Origin of the sequence: Rhodococcus sp. IEGM 1370, from assembly GCF_033142325.1 — a bacterium.
In the GTDB taxonomy this organism is placed as follows: domain Bacteria; phylum Actinomycetota; class Actinomycetes; order Mycobacteriales; family Mycobacteriaceae; genus Rhodococcoides.
On sequence record NZ_JAWLRY010000010.1, the window covers coordinates 82090 to 103183 of the forward strand.

At 64.3% G+C, this 21094-nt stretch carries 25 protein-coding genes and 1 pseudogene; 11 read left to right on the forward strand and 15 right to left on the reverse strand.

The window, feature by feature from the left end; translation table 11 throughout:
• The first annotated feature begins 177 nt into the window (after nt 1–177).
• Nucleotides 178–1116, forward strand: coding sequence for an endonuclease/exonuclease/phosphatase family protein (locus R4P47_RS14480; protein ID WP_149407386.1), 939 nt, complete (start codon nt 178–180; stop codon nt 1114–1116).
• A gap of 22 nt (nt 1117–1138) precedes the next feature.
• On the opposite strand, the gene R4P47_RS14485 is transcribed toward R4P47_RS14480, so the two are convergent.
• A complete protein-coding gene (locus tag R4P47_RS14485; protein ID WP_149407387.1) occupies nt 1139–2497 on the reverse strand; it encodes an Hsp70 family protein in 1359 nt (452 codons plus the stop codon).
• A 142-nt stretch (nt 2498–2639) separates the two neighbouring features.
• Between R4P47_RS14485 and R4P47_RS14490 the strand changes: the two genes are divergently transcribed.
• Both R4P47_RS14490 and R4P47_RS14495 read left to right on the forward strand, forming a co-directional pair.
• Nucleotides 2640–3149: a low molecular weight phosphatase family protein gene (locus R4P47_RS14490; RefSeq protein WP_149407388.1), complete on the forward strand. Its 510-nt coding sequence runs from the start codon at nt 2640–2642 to the stop codon at nt 3147–3149.
• Between the two features lie 90 nt (nt 3150–3239).
• Nucleotides 3240–3638, forward strand: a complete 399-nt coding sequence (locus R4P47_RS14495; RefSeq protein ID WP_149407389.1) for a hypothetical protein — start codon at nt 3240–3242, stop codon at nt 3636–3638.
• 15 nt (nt 3639–3653) lie between these two features.
• Here the strand turns inward: R4P47_RS14495 and R4P47_RS14500 are convergent.
• Nucleotides 3654–4299 (reverse strand): annotated as a pseudogene (locus R4P47_RS14500) (ATP-binding cassette domain-containing protein).
• Here R4P47_RS14500 and R4P47_RS14505 point away from each other — a divergent pair.
• Nucleotides 4187–4567: a hypothetical protein gene (locus R4P47_RS14505; RefSeq protein ID WP_262498563.1), complete on the forward strand. Its 381-nt coding sequence runs from the start codon at nt 4187–4189 to the stop codon at nt 4565–4567. The pseudogene R4P47_RS14500 and the gene R4P47_RS14505 overlap by 113 nt on opposite strands.
• Here R4P47_RS14505 and R4P47_RS14510 read toward each other — a convergent pair.
• The 3 genes from R4P47_RS14510 to R4P47_RS14520 are packed head-to-tail and all read right to left on the reverse strand — an operon-like array spanning nt 4551 to nt 6285.
• Nucleotides 4551–5441, reverse strand: coding sequence for an ABC transporter ATP-binding protein (locus R4P47_RS14510; RefSeq protein WP_262498552.1), 891 nt, complete (start codon nt 5439–5441; stop codon nt 4551–4553). The two genes, R4P47_RS14505 and R4P47_RS14510, sit on opposite strands and share 17 nt — an antisense overlap.
• Before the next feature lie 31 nt (nt 5442–5472).
• Nucleotides 5473–5928: an ATP-binding protein gene (locus tag R4P47_RS14515; protein ID WP_149407390.1), complete on the reverse strand. Its 456-nt coding sequence runs from the start codon at nt 5926–5928 to the stop codon at nt 5473–5475.
• A 21-nt stretch (nt 5929–5949) separates the two neighbouring features.
• The gene (locus R4P47_RS14520; RefSeq protein ID WP_410482258.1) at nt 5950–6285 is read right to left on the reverse strand and encodes an STAS domain-containing protein; all 336 of its coding nucleotides are present in this window, start codon (nt 6283–6285) and stop codon (nt 5950–5952) included.
• Between the two features lie 125 nt (nt 6286–6410).
• On the opposite strand from R4P47_RS14520, the gene R4P47_RS14525 reads away from it, so the two are divergent.
• Nucleotides 6411–6815 (forward strand): fluoride efflux transporter FluC, encoded by a 405-nt coding sequence (locus R4P47_RS14525; protein WP_149407391.1) that lies wholly within the window; start codon nt 6411–6413, stop codon nt 6813–6815.
• Complete coding sequence (locus R4P47_RS14530; protein ID WP_149407392.1) at nt 6812–7177, forward strand: CrcB family protein; 366 nt, start codon at nt 6812–6814, stop codon at nt 7175–7177. The genes R4P47_RS14525 and R4P47_RS14530 overlap by 4 nt, the downstream gene beginning before the upstream one ends.
• A 10-nt stretch (nt 7178–7187) precedes the next feature.
• Here the strand turns inward: R4P47_RS14530 and R4P47_RS14535 are convergent, their stop codons facing one another.
• From R4P47_RS14535 to R4P47_RS14565, 7 genes are all read right to left on the reverse strand, one after another.
• On the reverse strand, nt 7188–7763 hold the full coding sequence (locus R4P47_RS14535) for a YdcF family protein (protein ID WP_149407393.1): 576 nt from the start codon (nt 7761–7763) through the stop codon (nt 7188–7190).
• A gap of 50 nt (nt 7764–7813) precedes the next feature.
• Entirely contained in the window at nt 7814–8020 is a 207-nt protein-coding gene (locus R4P47_RS14540; RefSeq protein ID WP_094640793.1) for a hypothetical protein, read from the reverse strand.
• Between the two features lie 79 nt (nt 8021–8099).
• The gene (locus tag R4P47_RS14545) at nt 8100–8834 is read right to left on the reverse strand and encodes a MerR family transcriptional regulator (protein WP_149407394.1); all 735 of its coding nucleotides are present in this window, start codon (nt 8832–8834) and stop codon (nt 8100–8102) included.
• A gap of 80 nt (nt 8835–8914) precedes the next feature.
• Complete coding sequence (locus tag R4P47_RS14550) at nt 8915–10450, reverse strand: flavin-containing monooxygenase (RefSeq protein ID WP_149407395.1); 1536 nt, start codon at nt 10448–10450, stop codon at nt 8915–8917.
• Nucleotides 10447–11367 carry a ferritin-like domain-containing protein gene (locus R4P47_RS14555; protein ID WP_149407396.1) on the reverse strand — a complete coding sequence of 307 codons (921 nt, stop codon included), beginning with the start codon at nt 11365–11367 and terminating at the stop codon, nt 10447–10449. Before R4P47_RS14555 ends, R4P47_RS14550 begins: the two co-directional genes overlap by 4 nt.
• Before the next feature lies 1 nt (nt 11368).
• Complete coding sequence (locus R4P47_RS14560) at nt 11369–12247, reverse strand: SDR family NAD(P)-dependent oxidoreductase (protein ID WP_149407397.1); 879 nt, start codon at nt 12245–12247, stop codon at nt 11369–11371.
• The gene (locus R4P47_RS14565) at nt 12244–13251 is read right to left on the reverse strand and encodes an alpha/beta hydrolase (protein ID WP_269595007.1); all 1008 of its coding nucleotides are present in this window, start codon (nt 13249–13251) and stop codon (nt 12244–12246) included. Before R4P47_RS14565 ends, R4P47_RS14560 begins: the two co-directional genes overlap by 4 nt.
• 112 nt (nt 13252–13363) lie before the next feature.
• Here R4P47_RS14565 and R4P47_RS14570 point away from each other — a divergent pair, with 112 nt between their 5' ends.
• Together R4P47_RS14570 and R4P47_RS14575 are read left to right on the forward strand one after the other, a co-directional pair.
• Nucleotides 13364–14452: a ferredoxin--NADP reductase gene (locus R4P47_RS14570; RefSeq protein ID WP_149407496.1), complete on the forward strand. Its 1089-nt coding sequence runs from the start codon at nt 13364–13366 to the stop codon at nt 14450–14452.
• Entirely contained in the window at nt 14452–15861 is a 1410-nt protein-coding gene (locus tag R4P47_RS14575; RefSeq protein WP_149407398.1) for an ABC1 kinase family protein, read from the forward strand. Before R4P47_RS14570 ends, R4P47_RS14575 begins: the two co-directional genes overlap by 1 nt.
• A gap of 4 nt (nt 15862–15865) precedes the next feature.
• On the opposite strand, the gene R4P47_RS14580 is transcribed toward R4P47_RS14575, so the two are convergent.
• The 3 genes from R4P47_RS14580 to R4P47_RS14590 are packed head-to-tail and all read right to left on the reverse strand — an operon-like array spanning nt 15866 to nt 18918.
• Nucleotides 15866–16543 carry a TetR/AcrR family transcriptional regulator gene (locus tag R4P47_RS14580; RefSeq protein ID WP_149407399.1) on the reverse strand — a complete coding sequence of 226 codons (678 nt, stop codon included), beginning with the start codon at nt 16541–16543 and terminating at the stop codon, nt 15866–15868.
• Entirely contained in the window at nt 16540–17361 is an 822-nt protein-coding gene (locus R4P47_RS14585) for an alpha/beta fold hydrolase (RefSeq protein WP_094640786.1), read from the reverse strand. The genes R4P47_RS14580 and R4P47_RS14585 overlap by 4 nt, the downstream gene beginning before the upstream one ends.
• A 21-nt stretch (nt 17362–17382) precedes the next feature.
• Nucleotides 17383–18918, reverse strand: coding sequence for an NAD(P)/FAD-dependent oxidoreductase (locus R4P47_RS14590; protein ID WP_316630565.1), 1536 nt, complete (start codon nt 18916–18918; stop codon nt 17383–17385).
• A 198-nt stretch (nt 18919–19116) separates the two neighbouring features.
• Between R4P47_RS14590 and R4P47_RS14595 the strand changes: the two genes are divergently transcribed.
• The 3 genes from R4P47_RS14595 (at nt 19117) to R4P47_RS14605 (ending at nt 21035) form a co-directional block, all read left to right on the forward strand.
• Nucleotides 19117–19275, forward strand: coding sequence for a hypothetical protein (locus R4P47_RS14595; RefSeq protein WP_188078787.1), 159 nt, complete (start codon nt 19117–19119; stop codon nt 19273–19275).
• Nucleotides 19276–19348: 73 nt separating this feature from the next.
• Complete coding sequence (locus R4P47_RS14600) at nt 19349–19993, forward strand: TetR/AcrR family transcriptional regulator (protein WP_094669034.1); 645 nt, start codon at nt 19349–19351, stop codon at nt 19991–19993.
• Between the two features lie 19 nt (nt 19994–20012).
• Nucleotides 20013–21035, forward strand: coding sequence for a YdcF family protein (locus R4P47_RS14605; protein WP_149407401.1), 1023 nt, complete (start codon nt 20013–20015; stop codon nt 21033–21035).
• Nucleotides 21036–21094 lie beyond the last annotated feature (59 nt).

The window sequence follows — 21094 nt, forward strand, 5'->3', positions numbered from 1 at the left end:
ACTCCGGTAACGCGGACAATCGCAGAGCGAGCAGTCGGTTCCGCGCCGGTAATGCCGGTGCGCAGCTTGTTCATGATGACACTTGCACAATGGCTCTGAGCTGGGCACATGCCGAGTGTAGACAACACCTGACACATCCATGCCCAACTCGGGCAGGCAAGAGGAGGCACGAGCGCGATGCGCCGTTTCGCATCCAGCGCGCCGCTGGCCATCGGCTGGGCCCTGCTCGCAGGCGTCGCCGGAATGTTCCTCGTTCGCCAAGTCGGTGTGACCGAGATCACTTTTGTTGCGTTCGTCGTGGGGGCTCCGTATCTCGGGGTCGCCGCGATAGTCGCCGTGATCCTGTTCGCCGTAGCGCGCTCGCGCATCGGATCGGCCGTCGCAGTACTGATCACCGTTGCCGTCGTCGGCGTCCAGGTGCCGATGTTCCTCGCCGACGGACCGGACAACACCGGCCCGCAACTGTCGGTCCTGACGGTCAACGTCGCGCACGGCGACGCCGACGCAGCGTCCATCGTCGACGCGGTGCGGCGCAACGACGTCGACATTCTCGCGGTCCAGGAATTGACCCCGGAGGAAGTGGACGACCTGCAGGCCGCGGGCATCGACGACCTTCTGCCGTTCTCCTTCACCGCTGCGCTCCCGGTGGCCGATGGCACCGGGCTGTGGAGCCGTACTCCGCTGACCGACGGCACCCGCCTCGACAACTTCGGATTCGTACCGGTACAGGCGAAAACCACCGTCGACGGACAGGATCTGACCGTCGTCTCCTTCCACGCGATGTCGCCTGCCACACCGCGCCACACCACCGAGTGGGCCGCCGACCTGGCCAGGATGCGGTCGATCATGGAGACCTACCAGGGCACAGTGCTCGTCGCGGGCGACTTCAACGCCACCAACGACCACCGGCAGTTCCGCACGTTGGCGTCGTCCCCGTTCTCCGACGCGGCAGCCGGCGCCGGTGCGGGCCTGTTCCGCACGTTCCCGTCGGAACGTCCACTGGCGCGCTTGGATCACGTCGTGACGAGCGAGAACGTCCGCGCCCGGTCTGTCGAGCCGTTGCCGATCCCGGACAGCGATCACCTGGCGGTTCTCGCGCAGTTGCAGCTGCCCTGATCCGGGCGGCCGCGGATGCCGGTCAGAACCGCGGCAACTCGAAGACCGGTGCAGGTGGCAACTGAATCTGCGGCAGCTGAATCTGCGGCAGGCCGGGAATCAGTGGCGGCGGCGCGGGAGCCGGTGCCGGTGCAGCGGGCGGTACGTATTCCGGCTCGGAATAGGTGCGAGCCGGGGCCTGAGCGGCCTCGGTGGTCGGCGGCACAGTGGTCGTCGGTGGCACGGTGGTGGGCGGTGCGGTGGTCCTCGGCGTCGTGGGCACCGCGGTGACGGGCGCGCTGGTCTCGACCGGTGAACTCGTCGGCTCCGTCGAGCTGCCGCCGTACCCCAGGGACAACCCGAGTGCGGCGATGGCAACGAGACCCCCAGCGACGAGCACTGCGCCGCGCACCTTGCGCTTGGAGTCGGCGGGCTTGTCTCCGGTGGGCTCGGGGCTCAACCAATCCGGAGCCCCGGTCAACGACGCGGGATCGGACGGAGACTGCCGAACGCCCGGTTGTGGGCTCGGTCGACGCGGCGCATCGGCCACCGGGGTCGCGAGCAGAGCTGCACCGCGTGCGGCCACCGATTCCGGGTCCGCCGGGGTCACGACGGGGAGGCCGATCCACGCACCGAGAATGGATTCCACCAGAGGAATGCGCGCTCCGCCGCCGATGAGGAAGAGAGCGTCGACGTGCTTGGGCGAACGACCGATCACGTCACGCACCAGCCGCGCCGAGTACTCGATCGGGACGGTCACCAGAGACTCGAACGACTCACGCGAGATCAGGATGACGCCGCCGTCACCGGGCAGGCACACCGCGCCACTGGTCGACAGCTGCTCCTTGGCCACCCGGCACCGCGCGGTGAACTCGCTCAGCTCCTGGTTGTCGGCAATGTCGACGCCCTGCTTGGCGAGCTGATTGTCCGAGATGAGCCGATCGAAGTCGTCGCCGCTGATGTCGATGGTGCGTTCGGCGAGCAGAACCTGACCGGTACCGCGGTCGATAACGCTGATCGTCAATCCGGAGCTGCCCAGATCATAGAGGGCGATGGTGCCGAAGTGGCCCAGCTCGCCCGAGGCCTCCAGGTACTGCAACGCCGCTCGTGCCTCGGGAACCAGTCGGTAGTTGTAGAGCCGCTGGCTCGCCATGGCCTGCTGGATCTCGCCGAACTGTTGCTGGTCCCGATACGCGACACCTGTCGCTTGCACCGGTCCGCCGTCGCCCGGCTGCGAGAGCACGACTCCGATCGACTCGGCGGCCAATTCCTCCGCGCGGTCCCAGTAGGCGTCGACGGTGTCGTGATGGAAATCGAGGCGACCCGAATCCTGAGGGCGCGCGTCGGGACGAGCCATGCGCACAGCACTGGCCCCCACCGACACACCGAGAACTTCGGTCATTACCCGCCTTCGGTCGACTTCCCCGTGAACACACGCCGAGACTGGATGTCACGAACCAGTCTCGATCCCCCGCCAATGGCACACTGTAGCGCGTCCCTCGGTGCTCAGTGCGGCACCCGAGCACAGCACTAGAGTTGCGGGCATGCGCGTTCTGTTCGTCTGTACCGGGAACATCTGTCGATCGCCCACAGCCGAGCGCCTTGCGGCTGCATTCGCGCGAGAAGGTGGCTTCGAGCTCACCGCGAGCAGCGCCGGAACGCAGGGCTTGACCGGGCACGCCATGGATCCGACGGCGGCGACGGTGCTGACTCAGCTCGGCGGCGATCCGGACGGTTTCGTTGCCCGACGCCTCACGCCCGCGATCGCGTCCGACGCCGATCTCGTGCTGACGATGACGGCGGCACATCGTGACGCCGTCCTGGCTCTCGCACCGCGGCAGATGCGTCGCACCTTCACTCTGCTGGAGGCGTCGGGCCTCGTCGCCGCATCGGGCGCGCAGTCCATTGCGACCCTGGCCGACGCACGGGCGGTGCACCGTGTCGACACACTCGACATCGGCGATCCGTACCGGCGTGACCATTCGGTGTACGAGCAGGCCGGGGAGTCGATCGCGGAGGCGCTGCCCCGTGTTCTGCGGTTGTCGACGCAGTGAACGTCCATCTCTCACCGCCCCGCCCGCTGAGGTAACGTTCTCGCATCATTGCCGACCATCCGGGTCCGGCCACGGCGTTAGGGTCTGTGCATGCGCGACAAGGTCATCGCGTCGGCAGCAGTGGCGAGCGCCGGAGTGGCAGTCGCAGTCGGCTTGACCATCGGTGCTCTCGGTGGCGCGTTCGACGATACGAGCCAGACCGTTCGTCCGCCCGCTTTGAAGTCGGACAGTCTGAGTTCGGTCGAGACGACACCGACGTCGACGATCGTCATCGTGCCACCCTCGCCCACCTGGCAGGTCGCGGTACCCACCACTGCTCGTCCCACGACGACCACTCCAGATCGGTCCGAGACCACGACGCGAAGCCCGCGCCGAACCCCGTCCTCGGATCGGACGACCACCACCACCTCCGCCGAAAATTCCGACGATTCCGACGATTCCGACGACGAGAGCGGCACCACCGAATCCGAATCCGACTCCGGGCGCTAAGGCACCGGCCGGGGGTTATCGGCTCGGCTTCGTCAGCGCGGCGTTGTCGCCGATTCGCAACGCGGCCACCAGTTCTCGGTAGAGCGAGTCGGTGTTCATGAGCTCGGAGTGCGTGCCCCTGGCGCGGACCACTCCGTCCTCCATCACCAGGATCGTGTCGGCGTCGAGCACGGTGGACAACCTGTGCGCGATGGTCACGACGGCGGAGTCGGTCGCGATCGATCGGATCACCTCGTGGATTGCCGCCTCGGTGCGGCCGTCGACCTGCGCTGTGGCCTCGTCGAGCAGAAGGATTTCCGGACGACGAACGATGGCTCTGGCCAACGCAATTCGTTGACGCTGCCCTCCGGAGACGGTCGATCCGATCAGGTCGGTGTCCAGCCCGTCGTCCAGCGCGCGGATCGCCGAGTCCAGGTGCACCGACTCGAGCGCCGCCCAGATGTCGGCTTCGCTGGCCTCGGGATGGCTGAACAGGAGGTTCTCGCGGATCGAGCCGGGAAGCACCGGCGTCTCCTGCTCCGTAGGACAACCGCGCTCGCACCTCGTCGATGGTCAGCTCGTCGTACGGGGTTCCGCCGAGCCTGATCTCGCCGGACTCGGGGGTCAGGAAGCGCAGAATCAACGAGAAGACGCTGGTCTTGCCTGCTCCCGACGGTCCCACGATCGCGGTGTGTCCACGCGCAGGCACCGCGAGGTCCATACCGCGCACGGCCGGCTCCCTACCCGGTGCGTATCGGGCTGTGACGCTGCGGAATTCGAGAGCCGGCGCGGGCGCTTCGGTCCTCGCCGACCTCGCGGGACCCGTCTCACCCTTCTCGGTGACCAGGTCGTCGATCTGGCGGATACGGGCGGCCGCGGCCATTCCGGCCTGCAATGCGGTGATGTTCGTGGCCAGGGTGGACACCGGGCCCATCACCTGGAATGCGTAGAGCAGAAATGCGATAGGCTTGAGACGGCCAATGCCCCGGTACTGACGCGATAGCCGCCGAGACCGAGGATTCCGATGATCGCCAACTGCACTCCGCCCCCGGCGAACGTCCAGGCCAACGCGGAGATCTTGACCGCTCTGACGCTGTGCTGGGCGGAGATTCGCGCCTCGGAGATGACCCGCTCCGATTCGCGGGCCTCGGCCCTGCTGGACTTGACGGTACGAATCGCCCGCAGAGTGCCGTCGAGAATTCCACCGAGGCGGCCCACCGCTTCCTGGGACTGCCGCTGCGCGACGGCGATAGGAGGCATCAGGCGAGCGAACAACACTGCGATCGCAATGATGGCCGAGGCGATCGCGCCGAGCATCACCAGATCCAGCACAGCCATGAGAATCAGAGCGCCCACGAGGCCGACCACACTGTTGACTATGGCCACCAACGCATTCGAGGTGGCCTCGCGCAGCAGAACGGTATCGGAGGTGACCCGGGTGACGAGCTCTCCGGTGGGCCGAGTGCCCAGACTTCCCACCGTGGCACCGAAGTACTTGCGCACAATGGATTTGCGGGCGTCGAGGACCACGCGCTCGGCGAGGACCCCCAGCACGATCCACTGCAGGTACAGCACCAGCGAACCCACCACGAGCAGAGCCACCAGAATCAGCACCGGCTGGATCAAGGAGGCGTCGGTGCCGAGGCCGTCGAGCACTCCTTTGGCTACCATCGGCGTCGCCAGTGCAGCTCCGGTGCCGATGAGGCCGAGGGTCAGGCCGAGCGACAGGGTGCGACGGTGCGGGCGGACGAACTGCCACAGCACACGCAGATTCGGGACCGTTATCTTCTTCTTCTCTGCGGTAGCGATCTGCACGTCGACCATGGCACCAGTGTGCCGGATGTAGGCGGTCGGTCTAGGTCGCGTCCCAGATCATGTGCACGGTCGTACCGTTCTGGTCCGAGGTGACGGCGGCGCTGTCGGCCAACGCCCGCATGAGCGGCACACCCCGCCCGCGGTTGGGATCGGAGTTGTGCGATGCCCAGTCTCCGCGATCGGTCACTTTCACTTCTATTCGACCCTCCGCGGCACACGAGACTCGAATGTCGAGTGTTCCGCGGTCGGTGTGGTCTCGATATGCGTGCTCGACGCTGTTCGCTATCGCCTCGTACGTGGCCAGCACCACGTCGTACGCGCGATCGGGGTCGACGCCCACTTTGCCCAACCAGTCACCGAGCTCACGACGAAGCTCCGACGCTCGATGGGCGTCGGCAGGTTCGCCGGTGAACAGCAGTTCTTCCATTCGCGCACCTGCCGTCGAGATCGAACTGTCGGTACGTGAGTCGTCACCTCCGAAGAGAGTCGCCATCATGAATCCTGTCTACCCAAAAGTTCAGGATCTACCCGCATGAAGTGCAACGAATGCTTCGTCGACCGTTGCATAGATTCCGAACACCTCGTCCAGACCGACGAGAGTGAGGGGACGACCGGTGGCCGGACCGTCCGCGACCACGGCAAACCCGGCCGCGCCGCCGAGTTGGTGATGCGTCGACGCCAACAGGGACATGCCGGCGGACGCGAGAAATCCCACATCACTGAGGTCGATCACCACAGCCGTCGGCGATTTCTCGAGCACGAGAGCGACCGACTCGGACAGATCGGGAGCAGTCACCAGATCCAGTTCACCGGACACCGCCAGAACCACGTCCTGGTCACGCCATTCCACGATCACATCGAAGTGCTGGGGCCCGAGGCCCGTGTCGTCCGCAGTCACATGCCGACTTTACCCCGGCCCACACTGGCCGACCTTCTTCCACTCGGCCGAGTGGCCCGTCTCCCACTAGGCTCGCTTCGATGATCGAGGCACTGCAGGGAGCGGCCCGTCGTCGATCGTTCGGTGAGTACCTTGCGGTCACCGTCGGTGGCGGGGTCGGCGCGGCGTTGCGGTACGAGGTCTGGACGTGGCGAGGATCGCCGAGGTGGCTGTTGATGAGCACGTTCGGCGTCAACGTGTTCGGGTGCCTCGTCGTCGGCGCTGCCCTGGGCTACCTGTGGGGACGGCCAGCCCCGGTTGCCCGCGCCGCCGTGTTCGGGCTGGCGTGCGGGTTCACCACCTTCAGCCTGTACGCGTTCCAAGCCGTGACGCATCGCGGTGCGTGGAATTCGGTGGTGTATCTGGTGGGAACGCCGATCATCGCGTTGATCGCCATGGCACTCGGCGCGGCGATCACCAAGCCGAGGCCGAGCAGCATTCGATGACGACCATGATTCTGGTGGCCGTCGGGGGTGGGCTGGCTGCGCTCGGGCAGTTCGTGTTCTCGTACGCCATCAGGTCCAGGCGACGGTTGTCCGCGCTCAATCTGCTGGCGTGTGCGGCGTTGGGGTTGGTGTTCGCTCTCGATCCACCGGACCGATTTCGTTCGCTGGTGGGCATCGGATTTCTGGCGTCGGTGGCCCCGCTGGCCAGTGTGGCGCTGGCTACGCTTCGGCTCACCAGAAACCAGGAGTATCGCAGCGCAACAGTATTTTTCGCTGCCAATGTGGTGGGCGGAATCGCTGCCGTGATGTTCGGATTTCTGGCGTGGAAGTCCGGCATCACGCTCTATCACAAGATTTTCTGACCCGCTCGGATCAGTCGTCCGTCGAGTTCTCGCACGGTCCCTGTACGCCCGCCTTGACGAAGCCTGCGATTTGGTAGAGGTAGGTGAACTCCCATTCGACGAGGGAGAAGTCGTAGGCACGTGGCGTCGGACGCATCGTGACGGTTCCGTCGAAGCACTGGTCGAATATGTACCGGGCGCGGGGTAGGTGGTAGCGCCACGTGACGACGATGACGTGATTCCACCCTCGCTCGCGGGCGAGTTCCTCGGTGAACATCGCTTCTCCGCGTGTGGTCGACGGAGTCGGCGGAATGCACAGCACCTCGAACTCGGTCGTCGATGCCGCGCAGTACTTCTTCATGGTCGGATCGCGGGAACCGTAGGGATCGGAGAGCACCACCGTCTTCGCCAGACCCTGCTCGGCGAGCGAGATGCCGTAGGCCTCGCGGCCGTCGTGTTCGCCGCCCAGTACGACGATGGCGTCGGCCGTGGTCATCGGATCGACGCGGGCCTTCGTGAACGCGACGTAGCCGCCGACACCGATCGCAGACACCAGGACAACCGGGATCGCGAAGGCCAGAAACAGCAACAGACGTCCGCGGAACACCTCACCAGGTTAGGGAAGGTGCACCGCGGGCGCGCGGTCAGAGACTCGGATCACTCACTGGGCTGAGGCACAGTGACGTTGCAGTCGGTGACCTCGGGGTTGATACCGAAGTAGTTGAGCGGTCCTGCGACGACAGTGAGGGCGATGGTGCCCGCTCCGCCGCAGTTCTCGGGTGCGCTCTCGAAGTATCCACGTTGGTACGACGCGAATGCGCCGATGATGAGCCAGACCAGAACGATCAACGTAACGAATCTCATGGTGCCCCCTAAGGCGGTCAGCCGCCGTTCGGCTGTCGAGAGTGACGTATGTCCGATTGTCGCAGTGTTCAAACCGCGGTCATTCGCTCCGCCTGGACAGTGTCTGCGACAGGTAGTCACTCAGTGCCTGTTCCTGGACGCGATCGAGGGCACGCGCCAGCTCCGCCTGTGCCGATTTCATCGCCAGGCTGCGCATCTTCTCGAACATCTCGGTGGTCTCGGCTACCTCCCCCGACTTGGGGAGCCATCCCGGACCGTGTTTCGCGGCCAGATGGTCGGTCACGCTCCCCACCATCGATTCGGCGATGGCGTTCATCTTCGATGCGGTTCGCTCGTGCTGGTCGAGCAGTTGCTCCAGGGTGAAGCCGTACTGGCTGAGATCGACGAACACCTCGAGGAGAGTGGGATCGAGTATCTCGGCCTGATCTCCGTCGATTCTGATCAGTTTCGCTTCGATGAGTCGGGCAACGATGTCGTCGTTGTCCTCACCGAGAAATTGCGCAATCAGTTCGACGGGGATGACCGTGGTCTCGGCCGACGACCACTTGCGGGTCACGATTTCCTGCAGGCCGAGGATTTCTTCCAGGTCCTTGCCCTGCTCCCAGCCCGAGAGGAAATCCGCGATGTGCGCCGAGGTGAACCCTCGTTGCAGCAGCGAGTCGATCACCTTGAGTCGAGTCAGGTGATCGTCGTCGTAGATACCGACGCGACCGCGGAGCGTGGGCGGCGGAAGCAGTCCGCGTTCCTGGTACGCCCGCACATTGCGAGTGGTCGTCTTGGCCTCTCGGGCCAAGTCGTCGATTCGATACTCCACCGATCTCCCTACCTCCGCCGCGCGTCGACCCACAGGATATACGTCGACCACGCGGCGGAAGGCGGACCCGAAGCCGAACGTCATCGCAACGGAAGCGTGCTCTCGTGCACCCGCAGCGGTTCTCGCGGCCGTTCGACGCGGCGCGGAGTCATGGTGAAATCGCCCTGCTCGACGCTTCTGAGCTGGTTGACGTACTGGGTGGCGAAACCGGGGAACATGGTGGCGTTGAAGCCGTCCTCAGTGAGATACCAGCTGCTGCAACCGGAATTCCAGGTCGTCTTGGCGAGTTTGCGCTGCATCTCCTCGTTGTAGGCATCCTGAACGTCCTGGCGCACATCGGCGCTGTGCAGGTTGCCGTCGAGCACCAGGGAGATGGCCTCGACGAGGTAGTCGATCTGGGCCTCCATGTACACCAGGGCCGAGCTGTGTCCCGGCCCGGAGTTCGGGCCGAAGGTGAAGTACATGTTCGGGTAGCCCGATACGGCAATGCTCTTGTACGCCTTGGCCCCTGCGCTCCACTCGTCGGCCAGCACACGGCCGTCGCGCCCGGTGATCGGGATGGGGGTTCCGGTGTTGGAGACGTCGAATCCGGTGGCGAACACGATGGCGTCGAATTGATGCTCGACGCCTTCCACGGTCCGAATTCCCCTGGGCGAGAGCGTTGCGATCGGCCACGTCACCAACGTACAGTTCGGCTTCTGCAATGCCGGGTAGTAGTCGCTGGTCATCAGCAGTCGCTTGCAGCCGGCTCTGAACCGAGGAGTCAGCTGACGCCGCAGCCACGGATCGCGAACCTGACGACGCAGATGCGCGCGACCGACCAGTTCGACGATGCGCGTCAGCGGCGTCTTCCAGACGACTCCGAGGGCGACGGACTCGTGGCCCCAGAACCACAGCGAACGCGCCAGGGTCTGGGCCTGCGGATATCGGGCGTACCGACGCTTGGTGCTGCCCTGTGTCTTTCGGTTCATTCTGGGCAGCGTCCAGCCCGGCGTGCGCTGGAACACCTTGACCGTATCGGCGACCTTCACCAGTTCCGGAACGATCTGCACCGCGCTCGCCCCGGTTCCGACCACCGCGATCTTCTTTCCCTCGAAGTCGTAGTCGTGGTCCCACCGAGCACTGTGGATCTTGTGTCCCTCGTAGGTGTCGATGCCCCGAATGTTCGGCAGACTGGCATTGGCGAGCGGCCCCGACGCCATCACCACCGTGCGCGCCCGAACGTCGGCGTGCCCGTCGATGCTCAGGTGCCAATGCCCGGCCGCCTCGTTCCAGATGATGTCGATGACGTTGTGGCCGAATCGAATACGCGACTCGATGTCGAACTCCCCCACCATCGTGTGGATGTACTCGAGAATCTCACCGCTACCGGAATAGGTGTGCGACCAGTTGGGGTTGGGCGCGAAACTGTATGAGTACAACCTGGACGGGATGTCGCAGGCGGCGCCCGGATAAGTGTTGTCTCGCCAGGTTCCTCCGACTGCGCTTCCGCGTTCGAGGATGACGAAGTTGTCGATACCTTTGTTGCGCAGTCGGATAGCAGTACCGATTCCGGCGAACCCTGCGCCGACGATCACAGCATCGAGTACACCGTCGCGCACATCGAACTCGCTCATGCGACGGGCTCGTAGGTCAGTTCCTTGGCCCAGGTCGGCTCGGAATTGAGAGTCTTCGTGGGGTACCGGCGCGTGAGTTTCACCAGGCCGTCCGCCAGCAGGTGGTACGGGTGCTTGCGATTGATCACGATGCTGCCGTGCCATTGCACAATGCGGTACATGGGAACCCGCAGCGCAACGGGATTGCGCTGACCGACACTCTTGAACCGCTTCATCGCGGTGTACAGCCGCTCCTCGTCGACGCCCATCTCGACGATGTTGTCGCGCATCTTGTTCAGCAGCGGGATGTACCGCAGCGTTCCGACGATGAGTGCCGGGTTCATCCACGCGCCGACGGTGTCGACCAGAATCTTGCGCATACGCGAATGCCCGAGCAGCTCGATTACCGCGAAATCGACTGCAAGATGCCGTGATTCGTCGGAGTTGATCTTCTTGAACACCGCCTGACACACCGGGTCGTCGATCTCGTCCATGATGAACTTCACGAGCGCACCGTCCAGCGCGACCTCGAGCATCGGAATGACGGTGCCCAGTACGGCCAGTGACAGTCCGTCCGAGTGCTTGTCCAGCCAGTCGATGACGAGCTTGACGTTGATGTTCGGTTCGGGCATCTGGTCACCGTCGAGCATCCCCCACCGCCGCATCAGAGCGAGCTCGGCGTTGGCGTGCTTCTGCTCCTCGGCGTGGAAGTAGCGGTAGATCTCCGCCAGCGTCTCGTTCGGTGCCTTGAGCGCCATGGCGGCGAAGCCGCGAGCGCCCACGTTCTCGATCCACATCAGATCGGACATGAAGGGCTTGAGTTTGGCATGCAGTTCGGGGCTGATGGTCTCGGCTCCCGGGCCGTCCCAATCGATGTCCGCCAACGCCCACTGACGGTCCTTGATCTTGGTCAGCATGTCTTCGAAGTCCATTGCCATGTCAGGCTCCTGTGGTTGTAGTAGTGAGGGATTCGTTCTTCGCCGTGTCCTGGTCGGCGGGCATCACCCGATTGAGCAACCCGAGGAAACGCACGTACACCGCGGGCAGCAGTCTCTTGAATCGCCATACGGCCTTGGCGTCGAACTGGGGGACGACGTAGAGCCGACCCCTGTCGAAAGCATCGAGTGTTCGGGCAGCGATCTTGTCCGGTGAGCGTCCGGTCCAGCGCATGGCCATCTCGGCCAGCCGGGACGAACTCGCGGTGATGCGGCCGTCGACGGCCACGTTGGTCTTGACGAACGTGGGGCACAGAACCGAGATGCGCACGCCGGTACCCGACAGTTCCGCCGCCATCGTTTCCGACAGCGACATCACGGCCGCCTTGCCGACGTTGTACGGACCCATCAGAGGCGCGGCGGCAAAGCCTGCGGCGGACGCGACGTTGATGATTCCGCCCTCACCGGCGGCCCGCAGCGCAGGCGTGAACACCTCACAGCCGTGGATCACTCCCCAGAGGTTGATCCCCAAGGCCCAGTTCCAGTCCTCGAAACCGATGTCTCCGACGGGCTTTCCACCGATCCCGACGCCGGCGTTGTTGATCAGCACCGTCGTCGGTCCGTCGAATTCGATGCCGGCGCGCAGGGCCAACTCCTCGACGTTCTCGCGTATCGACACATCGCACTCGACGGCGTATCCGGTGGCACCGAGGGCGTTCACCATCGCTACCGTCTCCTGCGCTCGCGGCAGAGAGATGTCGGCGCACATGACGGCTCCTCCGCGACGAGCCAGTTCGAGTGCGAACGCCCGGCCGATGCCGCTGCCCGCGCCGGTCACTACCGCTCTCGACCCGTACGAGGGTTTTCCGTTCTTGCTTCTCATCGACTTACCTTTTCCTTCGAATCATGTTGTACAACTGGATTGTCGAGTGCATGCGCGATGAATTCGGCGGCATGCTCGAGCGCGTGGCCGGCCTCGGGAATCAATCTGGGGAGAGCTTGGAACACGTGCATCTGGTCGGGCCAGATCTCGAGTTCGCTTCGTCCCCCGGCCCCATCGATCATCGCGTGCATCCGCCGCGCATCACCTCGCAGCATCTCGGCTCCACCCACTTGGATCAGCGTGGGTGGCAGGTCACGTGCGAGTGCGAGATCGAGCCGCAGTCGCGGCAGATCGGCGTCGTGGCCCTCGGTGTACAGCGCCACGAGCCCTCGCGCTGCCTTCGCCGAGATCATCGGGTCCTTGCGCGTGCGCTCCATCCGGGCCGACAGCTCGAAGTCGAGGTCGATCAGCGGTGAGAACAGCACCATCGCCCCCGGCTGCGGCGTCCCGGTCCGGTCGTTCTCGATGAGCAGGTCGGCAGCGAGGTGGCCGCCGGCCGAGTCCCCGGCGATGACGATGTTCGCAGCGGTGTACCCCTGGCCGAGTAGCCAGCGGTACGCGGATTCGAGGTCGTCGGCGGCGGCGGGAAACGGGTGTTCCGGGGCCAACCGGTAGTCGACCGTGAACACCGGCAGGCCGGTCGCGGAGGACAACCGCGCGGTCAGACCACGATGCGTCCGTGCCGAACAGATGACGTACGCGCTGCCGTGGATGTAGAGAATCACCCGGGGCCCAGGGGTCAGTCCGGGCGCTCGCACCCATTCGCCGCGCACCGGGCCGTCGCCCACGATGTCCACTCTCGTCCCCTTCGGCACCGGACCGAAGAGGTTCATCGACGTAGCGACGAGGCGTCGGGAGAACTCGATGCCGCTGCGGGACGTCGGAAGCAGGTTCGTCATCGGGCGCAGCGTCAGCCGAGTCATCAACGCTGCCAGTCGGGTTCGCCGAGACCCGGCACCGAATGCGCCGCGCGGCAGGTAGTGGTCGTTCGTGGTCGAAGTCACCTCGTCACCTTCACCCGCTATTCGCCATTTGTCAATGGCCTATTAATTGGTGGCGAAGTGTGCGACAGTGACGACCGACACGCAACGAGCCCGAAAGAGGGAACAAGTGACGATGTTCAGGAGCGCACCACCGGCAAACCTCGGTACGTCGACCAGTAATCCCGAGGCGGGAATCTTCGAGTTGGAAATTGCCGAGGTGACCCACGAGACCGAGGACGCCGTCTCGCTCGGATTCGCGGTCCCCGAGCACGCGGAGACACACTTTCGATACGCGCCGGGACAGTTCCTCACCCTGGAGATCCCCTGCACCGAAGGCGGATCGGTGGCCCGCTGTTATTCCTTCTCGAGCTCCCCGGTACGCGACCCGTTTCCCACCGTGACCGTGAAACGAATCCGGGACGGGCTCGCGTCACACTGGTTGCACGACAACGCAGTTCGGGGGATGCGACTGAAGGCGCTGAAGCCGTCGGGCATGTTCGGCCCGGAGAACTGGGACGTCGATTTCGTACTTCTGGCCGCCGGTAGCGGCATCACCCCGATCATGTCCATCATCAAAACCGCACTGTTGCGGCACGAGAACCGCGTCACCCTCGTCTATGCCAACCAGAACAGCGACTCGGTGATCTTCGCGGAACAGCTGACCGAACTTCGGTCTCGTTTTCCCGATCGACTCGACGTGCATCACTGGTACACGTCGGACTCGGGATTGCCCACTGCTGCAGGGCTGGCCACGATGAATGCGGCCGTTCCGCCGGAGTGCGAGGCCTTCCTCTGCGGCCCAACGCAGTACATGAACGTCGCCGAGGAGTGGCTCGGCCGCACCGGCACGGTCGCACGCAGAACGCATCGAGAAGTGTTCTCCTCCTTCGACTCCAATCCGTTCCAGAGCGAAAACACCACGTCGGCTCACGAATCGGACGCACAGTCCGTCGCCGCTCAGGTCGAGATCGACGGAACAGAGACCGAATTCGCCTGGAATTCCGGCACCAAGCTTCTCGACCGGCTCCTCGAACTCGGTCTCGATCCGCCGTACGTGTGCCGCGAAGGGACCTGCGGCGGATGCGCGTACACACTCACCGAGGGCACTGTGACCATGCTCGCCAACGAGACACTCGACGAGCACGAGCTCGAACACGGGGTTCGATTGGCGTGCCAGTCCGTGCCCGAATCCCAGTCGCTCCGTGCGGTGTTCGACCGCTGATGCCCGATGCGATGGGCCGTGACACCGACTCCGACGGAGCGCCTACCGAGGCCCTCGACATCGCGTATCCCGACCTCACACATTTCGGACTCGAAGAGTTGGGCCGGGCCGCGTGGATCACCGTGGTACTCCTGGCTGCCGCAGCGATCGCCGTCGTTCGCTGGCCGGTGTCCTGGCTCGCCAAACGCCGTCGCTTCACGGTCTCCCTAGCCGAGGGTGTGGTCAAAGGATTCGAGGCGCTGGGGCCGACGTTCGTCAAACTGGGACAACTCATGGCGTCGTCGCCCGGTGTGTTCCCCCCGGTTCTTGCCGATGCGTGTCTGCGCTTGCTCGACGGTGTGCCACCCGTCCCGGCCCACAAGGCTCGCCGTGTGATCGAACGCGACCTGGGTGGCAGTATCGCGGAACTGTTCACCTCGTTCGACGACGTGCCGCTCTCGGCCGCATCCGTGGCGCAGGTCCACGCCTGCGTGCTACCCGACGGGCGCGAGGCGGTCGTCAAAGTGCAGCGGCCCGAAATCCGTCGTCGCATGCGAGTCGATCTACGGGTGGCCTTCACCGGTGCGTCGTTGTTGGAGAGGTTCTTCGAGGTCTTCCGCATCGCCAACGCGACGGCCGTTGTCCGTGACCTCGACGAGTTGACGGCCCAGGAACTCGACAGCGCAGCAGAAGCATTGCGTCAGCAACGCTTTCGCGACAACCTGTATGTCTTCGGAGACAATTCTCACGTGATGGTTCCGGACATCTACTGGAGCCATTGCGGACCTCGGGTGATCTGCATGGAACGAGTTCGAGGAACCCCGGTGGGCCGTATCACGCCGGGCGATCTCGCCGGGCTCGATTCCGAGCTGCAGTTGCGTCGCGGCGTCAAGGTATGGCTGGAAGCCGTTGTGCTGCACGGCCCCTTCCACGGTGATGTACATGCCGGCAATCTGTGGGCACTGGACGACGGACGGGTGGGATTCCTGGACTTCGGAATCGTCGGGGAACTACCCGAGCAGTGGCGCGAGGTACTTCGCGAGATGTTCCGTGCCTCCCTGTTCGACGGCAACTACACCGAAGCTGCGCGACGCATCCGCATGCTCGGCATCACCGAGGGAACAACTCTGGGCGACAAGCTGATCGGTCTGCAGCTGAGGAAGTTGTTCGAGCCGATTCTGGGTAGAGGAGCCGCCCGCGTCGACCTGAGCAAACTCGTCGCGTCTCTGGTCGAGACAGGCAGGCGCTGGGGTATCGCGACACCGGAGGAACTGGTGTTGTTCGGCAAGCAGCTCGGCTACTTCGAGCGCTACTCGGCTGCACTCGCACCGGAATGGGTGTTGGGTCGAGACCTGTTCCTGTTCAGAAACATTCTCCCGGAGGAAGTGGCCGCAGCGGTGGCCGCGAGGAACATCGCGCTCCCGGACTGAGCCCTCACGGCTCGTCGATCAACGGATGAGATTCCGACGCGAATCGCGCAGCAGAGCCCGCGGCGCGCGCTATGCCCGCAATTCCGCTCCACACCATCATGGTGAGGTAGTCGACGAGCTCGTCGGCCGTCATGGTTCGATCGAAGATCCACCAGTGTGACGCCAATCGAACGGCACCGATCATCGCGAAGGCGATGGGCATCGAGCCGGCCGTGGAGAACTCACGCTCTCGAAATCTGTCGGCGATGACGGTGGCCAGGAGCTCGGCGATCAGCCCCTCCGCGGCGGTGATGACGTCGTGGTTGCCCGAGACTGCGTTGTTGGCGTGGACGTAGATGTAGATCTCGGGATCCGTGTCGACCGTCGAGACGTAGGCGGAAATCACTGCCCGGGTGAGGTGATACTCGTCGAGGTCCTCGGACATCGCATCCCTGATCCGAGGCACCAGCTCGGTCTCGACGTATCGCGCCATGGCAGCGTCGGTCAAGCCCCGTTTGTCGGTGAAATGCTTGTACAGAACAGTTTTCGAGACACCGTTCGCAGAGGCGATGTCGTCCATGCCGATGTTGTGACCCTGCTGTCGGATGGTGTCCAGAGTGCAGTCGAGCAGTTCACGCCGCCGCGTGATCCGATGATCGCGCCACCGGTGGCTTCGGCCGTCGACCTTCTCCGGAACGCTCACGCCGACTGGGAGACGGTTCGAGATCCCCTCAACAGAATCGACGCCACCAGTTCCGGATCGTCCGACATCGGTACGTGCCCGAGCCCCGCGTACGTCGTCACGTCCGCCTGCGGAAAGGTTCGACGCACCAGCGGTGCCTGATACACCGGCAGAACCCAGTCGCGACGGCCCCACGCGACGGTGACCGGAACATCCTCGTCGACCGGAATGCTGAAGCGCGGCACTGCGTTACCCGCTGCGTCGATCGCCCGGTTGGTGGTGATACTGAGCGCGTCGATGGTGGCCGTCGCGGCGGGAACTCGCCACGGCTTGGCGTAGAAGACACCGTTGGCGATCGTGCGACCGACGACCGAACGCATGACGGCCGGTGCGATCGGGCTGATCACTCGGGACAACGCGCGCAACAATCGGAACACGAGCAGCGCACGCGTCTGATCCCAGTGTCCGCGGAAGAATCCGGCCGGCGAGAGCGCGGTGGCCGAGGCAACCGATCCGCGGGCGGCGAGTTCGAGGGCGAAGTATCCACCCAACGAGTTTCCGGCCACGTGCGGCTTCTCGCCGTCCACCGCCACGTGCTCGAGGAACCGCTCCAGTTCGGCGACGATCCACGGGCCGAGATCGAACTCCTCGGTGGGTAGTTCGGGTGAATCACCGTGGCCGGGCAGGTCGACCGTCACCACTCGCCGGTGCTGCGCGAGTGTCTCGATGACGCTGTCCCAGGCGTGTTGCCGATGAACTATCCCATGGATCAGCACCAGGGTCGGTCCCTCGCCGCGGATGGTGTGCGCGAGCGCGGGGCCCTCGATGTCGAAAGTCATTGCGGTCCGATCTGTTCTCGTCTATCCGGTGCGAGCGTCTACTGCTTCGGGGCCGGCCACCCGTGCAGGCACGGTCCGTCCGAACGTCATCGATTCGGTGAGATCGTCGAAGCGCGCGTCTATTCTGTCGAGAATATAGTTCTGCCTCACCGACCAGGGCCGCTCGGTCCCCGATTTGGGTAGCTCGTCCAAGGATCGCGTGACGTATCCCGACGCGAGGTCCACGACCGGTCGAGATTCCACGGCCTTGCCCTGACGGTCCGGGATCGCGTGGGTGTAGCCGTGAGACTGCATATACACCAACAGCTTCGCCACCGCCTTGGCCGTCATGTCGGCTTTGAGCGTCCACGATGCATTCGTGTACCCGATGCACCAGGCAACGTTGGGCACGTCCTCGAGCATGTGCCCCTTGTAGACGAACTTGTCGTGCGCCGCGAACGGTTGTCCGTCCAGTGACAGCGCGATGCCACCGAAAGCCTTGAGCTTCAATCCCGTTGCAGTGACGATGATGTCGGCCGGGATCTCGTCTCCGGATTCCAGGAGAATGCCGTCGGCGGTCAAGCGGGAGATTCGGTCGGTCACCACGGTCGCACGACCGGAACGAATGGCCTTGAACAGGTCGCCGTCCGGCACCACACACAACCTCTGGTCCCACGGGGCGTACGTCGGATCGAAATGCTTGTCGACGTCGTATCCCCGCGGCAATTGCGCCTTCGTCATGGCCCGGAACACCCTGCGGGCCGTCTTCGGTGCGCGTCGACACAATTGATACGAGCCGACCATCAACAGCGCATTACGCCACCGCAATGCACTGTGCGCCAGAGAGTCCGGCAGTACGCGCTGAGTGAGCGTGGTGAACGGGTCGGTCATCGGCAGCGACGCGATGTAGGTGGGCGATCGCTGCAGCATCGTCACCGACGCGGCCTCGGCAGCGAGTGAGGGCACCAAAGTGATTGCGGTTGCTCCACTTCCGATCACGACGACTCTCTTGCCCGAGTGGTCCAGATCCTCGGGCCACTGCTGAGGGTGCACCATCTGCCCGGTGAACTCGTCGGCCCCGGGAAGATCGGGGGTGTACCCGCCCGAGTAGTCGAAGTATCCGGTGCACAGGAACACGAATCGGCTGCGATAGGTCTTCGGAACACCGCTCGAAAGCGTCTCGACGGTCCACAGGTCCGTCGACGAATCCCAGTTCGCGGCCTCGACCGACGTCGAGAAATCGGTGTGTTCGTCGATGCCGTTCGCGTACGCGGTATCGACGATGTAATTGCGGATGTCTTCGCCGTGCGCCAGCAGGGTGTCTCCCTGCCACGGTGTGTGCGGGAACGAGAACGTGAAGATGTCACTGTCCGACCGAATTCCGGGGTACCGAAACAGATCCCAGGTACCGCCTGCGCGCTCACGACCTTCCAGGATGGTGTAGCTGAGCTCCGGTGCCATCTGCTGCAGGCGATATGCGGCTCCGACGCCCGATATGCCTGCACCGATGATGAGAACGTCCTGGAAATTGTCGACGGAGCCGTCGAACTCGGGCCATCGACCTCGGCTTGTCGTCACGTCGTGCCTCGCTGTCTCGCCGAACACCATCGCGGATCGGCCCGACTGTGCGGCGGATCGCGACTTACATCACACAATGTGTCATTGACGAGTGGCGATGTCAATGACAGTGTTCACCGCACACCGAAGACAGGAACCCCTCATGAACCACACATCACCTGTTGCCTGCATCCACACAGCACAGGGAACCAGAATCCGATGACTGCTGTGGCGGTCGGGGCCGCAGCAGTCATCGCTCTCGTCCTCCTGGCGTCGAGGGGATCGGGCCTGGACTTCGAGCGACGTGCCCTGTCCGGCGCATACAAGCCGGTCCGCTCGACGTGGCCGAAGCGACCGGTCACGCGCCGACGCACGTGACGAGCTCGCGAGCGGTCCATTCCGTTCCGTGACGTCGACAACGGCAGCGGGCCCGGTCAGTACTCTCGACCCCATGGGCGATCGGAAGTACGCAGGCAGGTCGCCCGAGGAACGATCCTCCGAACGCATAGCCCGTCTCATGGACACCGCGATCGCTCTGTTCGGCAGCCACGGGTACGCGGCGACCACGATCGGGATGTTGTGCGCGGAATCGAACGTGTCGACCCGTCACTTCTATCGCGAGATCGGAAGCCGGTCGGAGCTGCTCAAGAAGATCGTCACCACCATGAATCAGGACGGCGAGCACGCTGCACGAGAGGCACTGACCGCCGACGGTCGGCAACCGGTGTTGGCGTCGATCGACGCCGCAATCCGGGCGTACCTCGGCGTCACGTGTCGCACCAGGATGTCGGCTCGGGTCTGCTACGTCGAGGTGGTCGGCGTCAGTACCGACATCGAACTGTGGCGCATGAACCAGCGAGACGTCATCGTCGAGATGTTCGACTCCCTTGCAACCACCGCCGCAGCACGAGGAGAACTGCCGAACAGAAACTATCGCCTGGTCATTCTTGCCATCATCGGTGCCGCCAACATCTTCGCCCAGGAATGGGCCCTGAGCCGCAGTTCCGACGTCGGAACCACCGATGACACCTTCACCCCGTACATCGACACCCTCGTCGAGTTGGTCACCGCTGCACTGACGACACCACTCCCCTGACCGGAACCAGGTTCGAACCATGTTCCTACTCGCGTTGGCTGTCGTGTTGGTCGTCACGTCGTTCGTCCGTATCCGGCGAGACCCGCGTCGGCTGTCCAACGGCCTGACTGTCATTGCGGCTCTCGCTGCGCTGGCGATCGGATCGCCGAGTCTGCTGCATCGGCTGGACGCCCGGGTCGAGGCGATTCTCGTCGTTGCGGTGCTGTCGGCAATCCTGCTGACGGCGATCGGACTCGTGGGCGCAGCGGCCATCAATGGGCTGGTGGTGATCAGGCGCGAAGGGCTCCGGCTCTCGACCGCACTGCCACTTGCTCTGGCGGTTGCGGTGACGCTGGGCGTCGGGCTGTTCGTCGCAGTGGCGGCCGTGCTGGAAACGCACACTCTGCCCCTGTGGTTGCTGGCCGCGGTCTGGACAGGGGTGCTGTTCTCGGTCTGCCTCGGCGTCCAGCTCGCCGCGTTCTCTGTCCACGCGCTGATCTACGGACACTTGGAGCCACCGAAAGGAAGTTCAGCCGTTGTTGCTCTGGGATGCGGGCTGGGCTCGGGAGGAACCGTGACGCCTCTTCTCGAGAGCCGACTGAACCGCGCCCTCGATGTGTACAACGCCGAAGTGGCGTCCGGACATCGCCCGGCCCTCGTCGTATCCGGCGGGCAAGGGTCCGACGAGGAGACTGCGGAGGCCACGGCAATGAAGAAGTACCTGGTCGGCAAGGGTGTGTCCGAAAAACTGATCCTCGCCGAGGCGCGCTCGCGAAACACTCGGGAGAACTTGACGATGACGAGGGACCTTCTGGAGTCGTCGGATCTGAGATCGGAGCCGATGATCGTGGTGACCAGCAACTTTCACGTCCTGCGAACGGCCGCGTTCACTCGCGATCTGGGTCTCGACGCTCATGTGACGGGAGCCGACACGGCACGTTTCTACGCACCGACGGCGTTTCTGCGCGAGTTCGTCGCAATCCTGCATCGCTACCGGAAGCCCAACATCGCTCTGCTGGTCGGCATCCCTTCGATCGTGGTGATTCTCCAACACGTGAACTGACAATGCGGGGCCAGACGGCACCAGCGAACTGCGCGCCACCGAGCATCCCCACCGATAGT

Excerpts from the sequence above, each read along its gene's own strand:
- R4P47_RS14480 (WP_149407386.1), top strand. The coding sequence starts at position 178 with ATGCGCCGTTTCGCATCCAGCGCGCCGCTGGCCATCGGCTGGGCCCTG.
- R4P47_RS14485 (WP_149407387.1), bottom strand. The coding sequence starts at position 2,497 with ATGACCGAAGTTCTCGGTGTGTCGGTGGGGGCCAGTGCTGTGCGCATG.
- R4P47_RS14490 (WP_149407388.1), top strand. The coding sequence starts at position 2,640 with ATGCGCGTTCTGTTCGTCTGTACCGGGAACATCTGTCGATCGCCCACA.
- R4P47_RS14495 (WP_149407389.1), top strand. The coding sequence starts at position 3,240 with ATGCGCGACAAGGTCATCGCGTCGGCAGCAGTGGCGAGCGCCGGAGTG.
- R4P47_RS14505 (WP_262498563.1), top strand. The coding sequence starts at position 4,187 with ATGGTCAGCTCGTCGTACGGGGTTCCGCCGAGCCTGATCTCGCCGGAC.
- R4P47_RS14510 (WP_262498552.1), bottom strand. The coding sequence starts at position 5,441 with ATGGTCGACGTGCAGATCGCTACCGCAGAGAAGAAGAAGATAACGGTC.
- R4P47_RS14515 (WP_149407390.1), bottom strand. The coding sequence starts at position 5,928 with ATGATGGCGACTCTCTTCGGAGGTGACGACTCACGTACCGACAGTTCG.
- R4P47_RS14525 (WP_149407391.1), top strand. The coding sequence starts at position 6,411 with ATGATCGAGGCACTGCAGGGAGCGGCCCGTCGTCGATCGTTCGGTGAG.
- R4P47_RS14530 (WP_149407392.1), top strand. The coding sequence starts at position 6,812 with ATGACGACCATGATTCTGGTGGCCGTCGGGGGTGGGCTGGCTGCGCTC.
- R4P47_RS14540 (WP_094640793.1), bottom strand. The coding sequence starts at position 8,020 with ATGAGATTCGTTACGTTGATCGTTCTGGTCTGGCTCATCATCGGCGCA.
- R4P47_RS14550 (WP_149407395.1), bottom strand. The coding sequence starts at position 10,450 with ATGAGCGAGTTCGATGTGCGCGACGGTGTACTCGATGCTGTGATCGTC.
- R4P47_RS14555 (WP_149407396.1), bottom strand. The coding sequence starts at position 11,367 with ATGGCAATGGACTTCGAAGACATGCTGACCAAGATCAAGGACCGTCAG.
- R4P47_RS14560 (WP_149407397.1), bottom strand. The coding sequence starts at position 12,247 with ATGAGAAGCAAGAACGGAAAACCCTCGTACGGGTCGAGAGCGGTAGTG.
- R4P47_RS14570 (WP_149407496.1), top strand. The coding sequence starts at position 13,364 with ATGTTCAGGAGCGCACCACCGGCAAACCTCGGTACGTCGACCAGTAAT.
- R4P47_RS14575 (WP_149407398.1), top strand. The coding sequence starts at position 14,452 with ATGCCCGATGCGATGGGCCGTGACACCGACTCCGACGGAGCGCCTACC.
- R4P47_RS14585 (WP_094640786.1), bottom strand. The coding sequence starts at position 17,361 with ATGACTTTCGACATCGAGGGCCCCGCGCTCGCGCACACCATCCGCGGC.
- R4P47_RS14595 (WP_188078787.1), top strand. The coding sequence starts at position 19,117 with ATGACTGCTGTGGCGGTCGGGGCCGCAGCAGTCATCGCTCTCGTCCTC.
- R4P47_RS14600 (WP_094669034.1), top strand. The coding sequence starts at position 19,349 with ATGGGCGATCGGAAGTACGCAGGCAGGTCGCCCGAGGAACGATCCTCC.
- R4P47_RS14605 (WP_149407401.1), top strand. The coding sequence starts at position 20,013 with ATGTTCCTACTCGCGTTGGCTGTCGTGTTGGTCGTCACGTCGTTCGTC.